The organism is Nocardia sp. NPDC057272 (assembly GCF_042668615.1).
Classification (GTDB): Bacteria; Actinomycetota; Actinomycetes; order Mycobacteriales; family Mycobacteriaceae; genus Nocardia.
The window spans coordinates 111,650-123,830 of sequence record NZ_JBHUYK010000020.1; the positions used below are offsets into that span (position 1 = coordinate 111,650).

Here is a 12,181-nt window from a genome sequence, read left to right on the forward strand (position 1 = left end):
GCATGGGGGTACAACCCGTGCCGGTGGGGCGAACCACCGGCACGGGCAGGGTGGGCGTCAGTGCGAGATCGCCTTCTCCGCACCGACGCCGGTCAGGGACCGGACTTCCATCTCCGCGGCCTTGGCCTGGTCGACCTGCTCGCCACGGCCACCCAGGAAGGTGCCCAGTACACCGAGCGCGAACGCCAGCGGAATGGACACGATGCCCGGGTTGGACAGCGGGAACCAGTCGAAATCCGCATCCTTGATCATCGCGGTCTTGTTGCCCGATACCGCGGGCGAGAACACGATGAGCACGATGGTCGAGATCAGGCCGCCGTACATCGACCACAGCGCGCCGGTGGTGTTGAAGCGCTTCCAGAACAGCGAATACAGGATTGTCGGCAGGTTCGCCGCCGCCGCCACCGCGAACGCCAGCGCCACCAGGAACGCGATGTTCTGGCCGTTGGCGAGGATGCCGAGACCGATCGCGAGCACACCGATCACCACCGCGGTGATCCGCGAGACCCGCACCTGCTTGACCTCGTCGACCTTGCCCTTCTTGATCACACTGGCGTAGATGTCGTGGGCGAACGAGGCCGATGCGGTGATGGTGAGTCCGGCCACGACCGCGAGGATCGTCGCGAACGCGACCGCCGAGATCACCCCGAGCAGGATCACCCCGCCGAGTTCGAACGCCAGCAGCGGCGCCGCCGAGTTCTGGCCACCCGCCGCGGCGAGGATCTTGTCCGGGCCCACGATGGCCGCCGCGCCGTAACCGAGCACCAGGGTGAACAGGTAGAAGGCGCCGATCAGGCCGATCGCCCACACCACCGAGCGCCGAGCCTCTTTCGCGGTCGGGACCGTGTAGAAGCGCATCAGCACGTGCGGCAGACCCGCGGTGCCGAGTACCAGGGCCAGGCCCAGCGACAGGAAGTTCAGCTTCGACATCTCGCTGCCGCCGTATTGCGCGCCGGGAGCGAGTACGTCGCGGGCGGCGACCGCCTTGCTGGTGGACTCGCTCACCGATTCCTGTGCGGCACCGAGGATGTCGGAGAAATTGAACCCGTATTTCGACAGCACCATCACCGTCATCAGACCGGCACCGGCGATCAGCAGCACCGCCTTGATGATCTGTACCCAGGTGGTGCCCTTCATGCCACCGACCAGCACATACACGATCATCAGCACACCGACGGCCGCGATGACGATGGATTGCCCGGTGCGGCTGGAGATATCGAGCAGCAGCGCGACCAGGCCGCCGGCGCCCGCCATCTGCGCGAGCAGATAGAACAGCGAGACGGTGAGGGTGGTCAGCGCGGCCGCGGTGCGCACCGGGCCTTCCTTCAGCCGGAAGCTGAGTACGTCGGCCATGGTGAATTTGCCGGTGTTGCGCAGCATTTCGGCCACCAGCAGCAGCGCGACGAGCCAGGCGACGAGGAACCCGATCGAATACAGGAACCCGTCGTAGCCGTAGACGGCGATCGCGCCCGCGATGCCGAGGAAGCTCGCGGCCGACAGGTAGTCACCGGCGATGGCGATGCCGTTCTGCGGGCCGGAGAAGCCGCGTCCGCCGGTGAAATAGTCCGCGGCGCTGGCGTTGTTGCGGCTGGCCCGGATCACCACGACCATGGTGACCGCGACGAACAGCAGGAAAATGGCGATATTGGCGATGGGATTGCCCACCGTCGAAGACGCGGCAAGGGTGACGCTCATGCCTGGCCCCCTTCGAGTTCGTCGCGGATGGCCGCGGCGCGCGGGTCCAGTTCACGGTTGGCGAATCGGACATAGAGCCCGGTGATGAGGAACGTGGAGACGAACTGCCCGAGGCCGAGCAGCAGGCCCACGTTGATGTTGCCGAAGACCTTCTGCGCCATGAAGTCGTGCGCGTACGCGCCGAGCAGCACATAGCTCAGATACCACACCAGGAACAGCGCGGTCATCGGGAAGATGAAGCGGCGCAGCCGGTTTCGCAGATCTTGGAACTGCGGACTCGCTTGTACCGCGAGCCATTCGTCGGCACTCGGCGTGCGCGGATCTGGCGCCTCGGTGTCGGTTTGGGTCATGCCGGTCGTCCTAGCGTGAAGGGGGGTCGTGCGTGGAGATGACGGTAGGTCCCCGGACGCGAGCGCATGGTGGTGTGGTGTGGGTCACTCGGTGAAGGTGGCCGCCCGTGCGGTGAGCGGTCGGTGTGGTGCGACGAACGGTCGGTGCGAGATCACCGGCGAGTGGCGGTTTCGGGGTCGCGATCCGCACTCATCCCGAGCCGTTCGGGGGCGTGCATGCGCAGGAACACCCCCGCCACCGCCCGGGGATCCTGACCCGCGGTGGCGAGGCTGACCAGGATGGTCACCGCGAAGGCCAGCGGTACGCTCACCGCGCCCGGATAGTCGACGATCGCGGCGGGCCACCCGTTCGCCAGGTCGGGGGAGACGCCACCGAGCACCGCCAGCACGGTCGCTCCGCCGGCGGTGACGCCGCCGGTGAGCATGCCCGCGGCCGCACCGGTCGCGGTGAGTCCGCGCCACCAGATGCCGAGCACGAGCAGCGGGCACAGCGTCGACGCGGCCACCGAGAAGGCCAGGGCGACGGTGCGCGACAGATCCAGGGACGCCACGGTGACCGCGAGGGTCAGCGGGACCAGGCCCGCGACCAGGGCGGCGAGGCGGAAGTCCCGGATCCGGCCGCGCAGCACGTCGGTACTGAGCACACCCGCCAAGCTGACCAGCAGCCCCGACGAGGTGGACAGGAATGCCGCGATCGCCCCGGCGGCCGCCAGCGCGGCCAGCAGTTGTCCGCCGAGTCCGCCGAGCACCGCGCCCGGTAGCAGCACCACCGCCGCGTCGGAGGCGCCGGTGATCAGCAATTGGGGCACGTAGAGGCGGGCGAAGACGCCGAGCAGGATCGGGAACAGGTAGAAGACGCCGACCAGCCCGATCACGGTGAGCGCGGTCCGCCGCGCGGACGGGCCGTCACGATTGGTATAGAAGCGAACGAGCACATGCGGCAGTCCCATGGTGCCGAGGAAGGTCGCCACGATCAGCGAGAACACCTGGTACTGCGGATGTTGTCCGCCGAAGCCGCCGCCGGGCGCCACCCAGCTCGCGCCGTCGGCCGGTGCTCCGGCCACCACCGGAACGGCCGAGCCCGGCGCGAGGACCAGTTCGCTGCCTTCGGTGAGGGTGTGATCGCCCGGTGTCAGCACCACCGGTCCCGCGCTGGGTTGCCCGTCGAGTGTTCCGGTGATCGTGACCTGTTGTGAAACATCCAGGTGCACGACGACATCGGTGGAGATGTCGACGGTGGTGCGCGCGTCGACCGTGGGCGGTACCGGGGTGGCGACCGGTCGTTCGTCGCCGAGGAAATGCATTCCGAGCACCAGCGCGGGCACCGCCACCGCCGTCAACTTCAGCCAGTACTGGAAGGCCTGCACCAAGGTCACAGAGCGCATTCCGCCGCCGATCACATTCGCCGATACGATCGCGCCGACCGAGACCGCACCTACCCAGGCGGGTACTCCGAGCAGAATGTGCAGCGTGAGTCCGGCTCCTTGGAACTGCGGAATCAGATACACCGCGCAGACCAAGACGACGAGACCGGCGGCCATGCGCCGCAATCGAATCGAACCCAACCGGAATTCGGCGAAGTCCGGCACGGTGTAGGCGCCGGATCGGCGCAGCGGCGCGGCCACGAACATCAGCAGGCCCAGATAACCAGCGGTGAAACCCACCGGATACCACAGGGCGTCCGCGCCGTATTTGGCGATCAACCCGGCGACACCGAGAAAGGAAGCGGCGGAGAGGTATTCACCGGAAATCGCTGCGGCGTTCCACCGTGAGCCCACGGTGCGTGAAGCGACAAGGAAATCGGAAGTCGTGCGGGACAGGCGCACTCCGTAGAACCCGATGCCGACAGTGGCGAGCGCCGCCAGCAGTAGTGCGGCGACCGTGAGCGCGGGAGTGTCGGGACTCATGGGGTCAGCGTCTGTTCGCGCGGCATGTGTCAGTCCCCGGCCAGTTCCAGGAAGTCGTCTTCGTTGCGTTGGGCGAGGCGAACATACGACCACCCCACCGCGTACAGCACCGGGAACGCGACCACGCCGAGGATCAGCCACGGCAGCCGAATGCCGAGAACCGCGGCCTCGGCGATCGCGTCGATGCGGAACAGCACCGGTAGCGCGCCGAACCCGACCGCCACCACCAGCCCGAGCCGCAAGGCCAGACCCAGCTGCGCCCGGATCAGCCCACCGATCAGCGCCGCGCCCAGGTCGGTCTGCTCGACCACCTCCGTGCGAGTGCGCACCTGACGCGCACCCCGCCGCTGCGCCAACACCACGCGTTCGCGCGGCGGTCGCTGCGGACCCGTCACCGCTGTGACCAGTTCTGCCGAGGCCCGTGCACCAGCCGCTGCTTGAGTTCGCGCACCTGCCGTCGGCTCACCGGCAATTCCACCGCGCCCGCCGCCCCCTCGGCCCGCAGACACACCACCGTCGCGTTCCCCGCGCTGCGCAACCCGGTCACCAATCGCAAGGCCACCAGATATGACCGATGCACCCGCAGAAAACCGGCATCCTCCCATCGTGATTCCAACGCCGACAGCGGAATTCGCACCAGATGCGACCCACTTCCGGTATGCAACCGTGCGTAATCCCCATCCGCTTCGACCCACGCCACATCAGCCCGGTTCACCAAGGTGGTCACCCCGCCGAGCTCCACCGGAATCACCTCGCTCGGATGTGCGGACTCCGCCACGACCGTCGCGGGCACCGAGATGCGTCCCGCCAGAATCCGCCGCACCGCCTCACCCAATCGAGCTCCGCGCAGGGGCTTCAACAGATAATCCACCGCCCCCAAATCGAAGGCGGCCACCGCGTGATCATCGTGGGCGGTCACGAACACCACCGCGGGCGGCTCCGCGAATTCCGACAGGATTCCCGCCAATTCCATCCCCGTGAGACCTGGCATATCGATATCGAGGAATACCGCGTCGATGGGATGTGCCCGCAACAACCGCAATGCCCCGGTCGCCTCACCGGCCCGATAGATCTCACCGACCCCCGCCTGCGTGCTCAGCAGATACACGAGCTCGTCCAGCGCCGGTTTCTCATCATCGACGGCGAGCACCCGCAGAGCGGTCGAGGGTTCATCGGTGTTCCAAGTCACAACCCATCCATCGTAACCGGCACCCTCGGCGGCGGTGTCGAACGCCGCCCACGCGAGGAATCAGGCGCGGATACCGGCGCGGAACTTCGGGACGCGCATGTTGACTTTCGTCCCCGCACCGGGTGCGGTTTCCACGACCAGGCCGTAGTCGTTGCCGAAGGCGGCGCGGAGGCGGTCGTCGACGTTGGCGAGGCCCACGTGGGCTGCCTCGCCGGTGCGGGCCGGGCCGGAGCCGGTGTCGACGGCGTCGAGGGCGCCGGAGCGCAGGAGGTCGGGGTCCATGCCGATGCCGTCGTCTTCGACACTGATCAGGCAGTCGGTGCCCGCGTCGGTGGCGACGATGCTCAGCTGGCCGCCTCGGCCGCCGCCGGCGAGGCCGTGCCGGACCGCGTTCTCGACGAGTGGCTGCAAGGCGAGGAAGGGCAGCACGACACCGAGAACTTCCGGTGCGATGCGCAGACGCACGTCGAGCGCGTCGCCGAAGCGGGCCTGTTCCAATGCCAGATATCGCTCGATATTGCGCAGTTCGTCGGCGAGCACGGTGAATTCGCCCGCGGCGCGGAAGGAATAGCGGGTGAAGTCGGCGAATTCGAGAATCAGTTCGCGGGCACGATCCGGGTCGGTGCGGACGAACGAGGCGATCGTGTTCAGCGCGTTGTAGATGAAATGCGGGCTGATCTGGGCTCGCAGCGCCCGCAGTTCGGCCCGGTCGACCCGAGCCCTCGACGCATCCAGCTCGGCGAGTTCCAACTGCCCACACGCGTAGCGCGCCACCTCCGCGACCGCCCCGAGCATGCCCGGCCCCGGCGTCCCGGTCGTCACCATGCCGAGCACACCCACCGCCGCCCCCGTGTCGATCGGCAACGGCTGCGCGATCAACGTGTGCTCGTCACCGGTGACCAGCACCGGCCGCTCGTCGGCGACGGCCCGCCGCGCCGCCTCGGCGAACGAGGCGAACATCCCGGTATGCGGACCGTCCCACGCCAGCAGTGTCCCCTCGGCATCGGCCACGCCCAGCGCCTCGGCGCCCGCGAGAGCCCGCAGGTGTGGCGCCGCTTCACTCGCGGACTCCTCGGTCAGCCCACGTCGCAACGGCACGGCGGCCAGCGACGCGGTGTGCAGCGCTTGGTGCACAGCCCGCTGGGCGGGTGTGGTGACCACCCGCTGCGTGCGCCGCCACACCAGCAAGGCCACGACCAGCAGGGCGAGGGCCGCAGCGGCCACGATGAAGGGGGTCATCGAGTCGGCCGATCGGAGTGCACCGATCGATTATGTCGGTGTGGGTGCCGGAATCGGATCAGGTCGCCTTCTTCTCGAGATCGAGTGCCCGTCGGTGACGTTCACCACGACACGCCGCCTCTCGCCCAGGCGCGCTTCGTAGCCTGCCGAATGTGTCGGACCCCCGTGCATAGAATGCCAAGGCCAACCCCCGCCGACTCTATGGGAGGAAGGACCGTCTTGGCTCCGTCCGGATCGTTCGTTCACCTGCACAACCACACCGAGTACTCGATGCTCGATGGAGCGGCGAAGATCTCGCCGCTGTTCGCGGAGGCGGATCGGTTGGGCATGACCGCGGTCGGCATGACCGACCACGGCAACATGTACGGCGCCTCGGAGTTCTACAACTCGGCCAAGAAGGCGGGCATCAAGCCGATCATCGGCATCGAGGCCTACATCGCACCGGGCTCGCGCTTCGACACCAAGCGTGTGAAGTGGGGCGATCCGGGCCAGAAGGGCGACGACGTCTCGGGCTCGGGTGCCTACACCCACATGACCATGGTCGCCGAGAACGCGACCGGCCTGCGCAACCTGTTCAAGCTGTCGAGCCTGGCCTCCATCGAGGGCCAGCTGGGCAAGTGGGCCCGCATGGACGAGGAGATCATCGCCCAGCACGCCGAGGGCATCATCGCGACGACCGGCTGCCCGTCGGGCGAGGTGCAGACCCGGCTGCGTCTGGGCCACGATCGCGAAGCGCTCGAAGCCGCCGCGAAGTGGCAGGAGATCTTCGGCGCCGACAACTTCTTCCTCGAGGTGATGGACCACGGTCTGTCCATCGAGCGCCGGGTCCGCGAGGGCCTGATCGATATCAGCAAGCAGCTCGGCATCCCGCCGATCGCCACCAACGACTGCCACTACGTCACCAAGGACCAGTCGGTCAACCACGAAGCGCTGCTGTGCATTCAGACCGGCAAGACGCTGTCGGACCCGACCCGCTTCAAGTTCGACGGTGACGGTTACTACCTCAAGTCCGCCGCGGAGATGCGCGCCATCTGGGACGCCGAAGTCCCTGGCGCCTGTGACAACACCGAGCTCATCGGCGAGCGCGTCCAGCCCTACGACGACGTATGGGCCCACCGCGACCGGATGCCGATCTTCCCGGTGCCCGAAGGCCACGACCAGGCCAGCTGGTTGCGCAAGGAAGTCCTCGACGGTCTCGATCGCCGCTTCCCGGACGGTCCCTCGCGCGAATATCTCGACCGCGCCGACTTCGAACTCAAAGTCATCTGCGAAATGGGTTTCCCGGCTTACTTCCTCGTCGTCGGTGACCTGATCAAGCACGCGCTCGAGGTCGGCATCCGCGTCGGCCCCGGCCGTGGTTCGGCGGCAGGCTCGCTGGTCGCCTACGCGATGGGCATCACCAATATCGATCCCATCCCGCACGGCCTGCTGTTCGAGCGATTCCTCAACCCCGAGCGCGTGTCGATGCCCGATATCGATATCGACTTCGATGATCGCCGCCGCGGTGAGATGGTCCGCTACGCCACCGAGAAGTGGGGCAGCGACCGTGTCGCCCAGGTGATCACCTTCGGCACCATCAAGACCAAGGCCGCGATCAAGGACTCCGCGCGAGTCCTGTTCGGCCAGCCCGGTTTCGCCATCGCCGACCAGATCACCAAGGCGCTGCCGCCGCCGATCATGGCCAAGGACATCTCGGTCGCCGGCATCACCGATCCCGACCACGAGCGGTACAAGGAAGCCACCGAGGTTCGCGAACTCATCGCGAGCAACCCCGATGTCGCCAAGATCTACGAAACGGCGCGCGGTCTGGAAGGCCTGATCCGCAACGCCGGCGTGCACGCCTGCGCGGTCATCATGTCCTCGGAGCCGCTCACCGACGCGATCCCGGTGTGGAAGCGCGCCCAGGACGGCGCGATCATCACCGGCTGGGACTACCCGTCGTGCGAGGCCATCGGTCTGCTGAAGATGGACTTCCTGGGTCTGCGCAACCTCACCGTCATCGGTGATGCCCTGGAGAACATCAAGGCCAACCGCGGCATCGATCTGGACATGGACAACCTGCCGCTCGACGACCCGGCCACCTACGAACTGCTCGCCCGCGGCGACACCCTGGGCGTGTTCCAGCTCGACGGCAGCGCCATGCGCGACCTGCTGCGCCGCATGCAACCCACCGGCTTCGGCGATATCGTCGCCGTCCTCGCGCTGTACCGCCCCGGCCCGATGGGCATGAACGCGCACAACGACTACGCCGACCGCAAGAACAACCGGCAAGAAGTCAAACCGATCCACCCCGAACTCGAAGAGCCACTGAAAGAGATCCTGGCCGACACCTTCGGCCTGATCGTCTATCAGGAACAGATCATGCAGATCGCGCAGAAGGTGGCCGGGTACTCGCTCGGCCAAGCCGATATCCTGCGCCGCGCCATGGGTAAGAAGAAGCTGTCCGTCCTGGAAGAGGCCTACGCCGGCTTCCGCGACGGCATGCTCGCCAACGACTTCTCCGAGCCCGCCATCAAGGCGCTGTGGGACACCATCCTCCCGTTCGCCGGGTACGCGTTCAACAAATCACACGCCGCGGGCTACGGCCTCGTCTCCTTCTGGACCGCCTACCTCAAGGCCAACTATCCGGCCGAGTACATGGCGGGTCTGCTCACCTCGGTCGGTGACGACAAGGACAAAGCCGCCATCTACCTGTCGGATTGCCGCAAGATGGGTATCACGGTGCTGCCGCCCGATGTCAACGAATCGGAGCTGAACTTCGCCTCCGTCGGCACCGACATCCGCTTCGGCCTCGGCGCGGTCCGCAACGTCGGTACCAACGTGGTCGGCTCGATCATCACCGCGCGTAAGGAGAAGTCGAAGTTCACCGACTTCTCCGACTACCTGAACAAGATCGACGCGATCGCCTGCTCCAAGAAGGTCACCGAATCCCTCATCAAGGCAGGCGGATTCGACTCACTCGGGCACCCGCGCAAGGGCCTGCTGCTGATCCACTCCGACGCGATCGACGCGGTGATGTCGACCAAGAAGGCCGAGGCGATCGGCCAGTTCGACCTGTTCGGCGGTCTCGACGACGGCGACGACTCGATGGCGTCGGTCTTCAATGTCAAAGTCCCCGAGGACGAATGGGAGACCAAGCACAAGCTCGCCCTCGAACGGGAGATGCTGGGCCTCTACGTGTCCGGCCACCCGCTCAACGGTGTCGAGCACGTGCTGGCCGCCCAGGTCGATACCCCCATCCCGGCGATTCTGGAAGGCGACGTCAAGGACGGCGCGCAGGTGACCATCGGCGGCATCCTCGCCTCGGTGAACCGCCGGATCAACAAGAACGGGCTGGCCTGGGCCTCGGCGCAATTGGAAGACCTCACCGGTGGCGTGGAGGTGCTGTTCTTCCCGCAGTCGTACTCGGTGTACGGCATGGATGTGGTCGAAGACGCCGTGGTGCTGGTGAAGGCCCGCGTCTCGGTGCGTGACGACCGCATCTCCCTGATCGCCAACGACCTCGTCGTCCCCGACCTCTCGGCCATCGGCGTGGCCAAGCCGGTGGCGGTGGTCATGACGACCCGGATGTGTACGCCCGACAAGCTCGGTGAGCTGAAGAAGGTTCTCACCCGGCACCAGGGCACCTCGGATGTCTTCATCCGCCACGTCGGCGCCCGTGAGAAGACCACCATGCTCAAACTCGACGACGCCTGGCGAGTGTCGCCGTCCTCCGCGCTGATGGGGGACCTGAAAGCGCTGCTCGGCCCGGGTTGCCTCGGCTGAGCCCCGAAACGTCGAAACCACCCGTATCTGCCGCGGGTGGTTTCGACGTCTTGCGGTTACGGGTAGGTGAGCGCGGGCACTCGCGGCTCGGAAGTGGCAGCGGCCGTGCGAGGTTCGCGTTCCAGCCGATGGGACAGCCCGACGGTGGCGAGCATGGCCAGACCGAGCCCGGCGCCGATCCAGCCGACCGAGGTGAAGCCGAGTCCCGCGCCGATGGCCAGCCCGCCCAGCCAGGGACCGACGGTGATCCCGACGTTGAACGCTGAGTAGTTGGTCGCCGCGGCCAGTGTGGGGGCGCCGTCGGCCAGCGTGAAGACGCGGGTGTTCAGGGCCGGGTTCGTGGCGAAACCGAAAGCGCCGAGCAGCAACACGAGCACGATCATCGGGGCAGGGGAGTGCGAGGTGACCGCGATCGCGGCCGCGACCACCGTCATCCCGGCTGCCCCTACGTACAGCGTGCGGAACGGGTGCGCGTCGGCGAAGCGACCGCCGATCGTGATGCCGATCAATCCGCCGACGCCGTACAGACCCAGCACGGCGGGGACCCATGCCACCGAGATGCCGGTGGTGTCGGCCAGCATCGCGCCGAGATAGGCGAAGGTGACGAACGCCGAACCCGTCGACAGCGCGGTGGCGCCGTAGGACACCCACAGCCGGGGGTTCGCCATCACCCCCAATTCGCTGCGCAGCGCGGGGACCGTGGCGGGTCGACCGCCGGGAATCTTCGTGAACACACCGATCATCGTCAGAGCGGACAGCCCGGCGACCGCCCAGAAGGCCGCGCGCCAGCCCAGATGCTGGCCGATGACGGTGCCCGCGGGTACCCCGAATATCGTGGCGATGGTGAGTCCACCCGCGACGATGCTCATCGCCCGTCCGCGTAGCTGTGGGGCTACCAGACTCACCGCGGTCGCCGCCGCCAGCGCCCAGAATCCCGCGTAGACGAAGGCGCTCACCACGCGGGTCCCGAAGATCACCCAGTAGTCGCTGCTCAGCGCGCCCACGACATGGGCCGCGACGAAGATCGCGAGGAAGGCCAGCAGCGCGTCACGGCGTGGCCAGCGCAGCGTCACCACGGCCAGCAGCGGCGCGCCGACCAGCATGCCGAGTGCGAAGGCCGAGATGAGCAGCCCCGCACTGGGAATGGAGACGCCCAGGTCGGCGGCCATTTCGGGGAGGAGACCGGCCAGCATCAGCTCGGAGGTGCCCTGGGCGAAGATGGACAAGCCCAGGATGTAGACAGCGGTCGGCATGACAACCTCTCGTACGTCGAAATGTTTTGGATCAATCAGTTCAAAATAAGGGCATGGTGAAAGACGGTGTGGGCCGGTGGAACTCAGAGGCAGCGCATCGCGGTATCGGCGATCGCGGTGAGGGTGGCGCGATCGGCGCCGCCGCGTGCCGCGACGCGCATGCCGCTGATGGTGGCGGTCAGGAACTGGGCGATGGCGCGTGCGTCCCGATCGGCGGCGAATTCGCCTGCGCGCTGGCCACTTTCGACAGTCGCCGTGAGCGCGTCGAGACGGCGCTCGCCGTCGGTGTCCAGGAGTTCGCGGGCCGCGGCATCGTGCGGGGCGAGTTCGACGATCGAGTTCACCACGAGGCAGCCCGCTGGTTCGGTATCGGGCGCCTCGGCGGTCCGGCGCAGGATGTCGGCGATCCGCTCCCTGGCCGGTGCGTCGCTGCCGAGGATGTCGAAGAGGGGGGCGTTCTTCGTGGTCATGTAGTGGCGCAGAGCGCGATCGAACAGATCGCGCTTGCTGGTGAAGGTGTTGTAGATGCTGCTGCGGCCCAAACCTGTCGCGGCGCAGAGGTCCTGGGTGGAGGTCGCCTCGTAACCGGCGGACCAGAACGCCCGCATCGCGGCGTCCACGGCGCGGTGCTCGTCGAATTCCTTGGGTCTGGCCATGTCGACGATCGTAGCACGTTTTGAACAGTTCAGTCCAAAACTGGGCTGTGTGTGGACACAGCCCATCGGTGACTCCCCTGTGGTGGGTCGTGATGGCCGCCCCGCGAACTACGGGCTAGCGTCGAGA

General features: G+C 67.2%; 9 protein-coding genes. 1 reads left to right on the top strand and 8 read right to left on the bottom strand.

What is annotated here, in order from left to right; translation table 11 throughout:
- Positions 1–57: 57 nt before the first annotated feature.
- The 6 genes from ACFULV_RS24595 to ACFULV_RS24620 form a co-directional block, all read right to left on the bottom strand.
- A complete protein-coding gene (locus tag ACFULV_RS24595; protein ID WP_378636756.1) occupies positions 58–1,695 on the bottom strand; it encodes a cation acetate symporter in 1,638 nt (545 codons plus the stop codon).
- Positions 1,692–2,045: a DUF485 domain-containing protein gene (locus ACFULV_RS24600; RefSeq protein WP_378636758.1), complete on the bottom strand. Its 354-nt coding sequence runs from the start codon at positions 2,043–2,045 to the stop codon at positions 1,692–1,694. Before ACFULV_RS24600 ends, ACFULV_RS24595 begins: the two co-directional genes overlap by 4 nt.
- 152 nt (positions 2,046–2,197) lie before the next feature.
- Positions 2,198–3,952 (bottom strand): cation acetate symporter, encoded by a 1,755-nt coding sequence (locus tag ACFULV_RS24605; protein ID WP_378660530.1) that lies wholly within the window; start codon positions 3,950–3,952, stop codon positions 2,198–2,200.
- Positions 3,953–3,981: 29 nt separating this feature from the next.
- Positions 3,982–4,347 (bottom strand): hypothetical protein, encoded by a 366-nt coding sequence (locus ACFULV_RS24610; RefSeq protein WP_378660533.1) that lies wholly within the window; start codon positions 4,345–4,347, stop codon positions 3,982–3,984.
- Positions 4,344–5,141, bottom strand: a complete 798-nt coding sequence (locus tag ACFULV_RS24615) for a LytR/AlgR family response regulator transcription factor (protein ID WP_378636765.1) — start codon at positions 5,139–5,141, stop codon at positions 4,344–4,346. The genes ACFULV_RS24610 and ACFULV_RS24615 overlap by 4 nt, the downstream gene beginning before the upstream one ends.
- 60 nt (positions 5,142–5,201) lie before the next feature.
- Positions 5,202–6,380: a sensor histidine kinase gene (locus tag ACFULV_RS24620; RefSeq protein WP_378660536.1), complete on the bottom strand. Its 1,179-nt coding sequence runs from the start codon at positions 6,378–6,380 to the stop codon at positions 5,202–5,204.
- A 201-nt stretch (positions 6,381–6,581) separates the two neighbouring features.
- Here ACFULV_RS24620 and dnaE point away from each other — a divergent pair, with 201 nt between their 5' ends.
- Positions 6,582–10,145: a DNA polymerase III subunit alpha gene (gene dnaE / locus ACFULV_RS24625; protein ID WP_378636768.1), complete on the top strand. Its 3,564-nt coding sequence runs from the start codon at positions 6,582–6,584 to the stop codon at positions 10,143–10,145.
- A gap of 56 nt (positions 10,146–10,201) precedes the next feature.
- Here dnaE and ACFULV_RS24630 read toward each other — a convergent pair whose 3' ends face one another.
- Positions 10,202–11,398 (bottom strand): Cmx/CmrA family chloramphenicol efflux MFS transporter, encoded by a 1,197-nt coding sequence (locus ACFULV_RS24630; protein WP_378660538.1) that lies wholly within the window; start codon positions 11,396–11,398, stop codon positions 10,202–10,204.
- A gap of 83 nt (positions 11,399–11,481) precedes the next feature.
- Positions 11,482–12,054, bottom strand: coding sequence for a TetR/AcrR family transcriptional regulator (locus ACFULV_RS24635; protein ID WP_378660541.1), 573 nt, complete (start codon positions 12,052–12,054; stop codon positions 11,482–11,484).
- Positions 12,055–12,181: the final 127 nt, after the last annotated feature.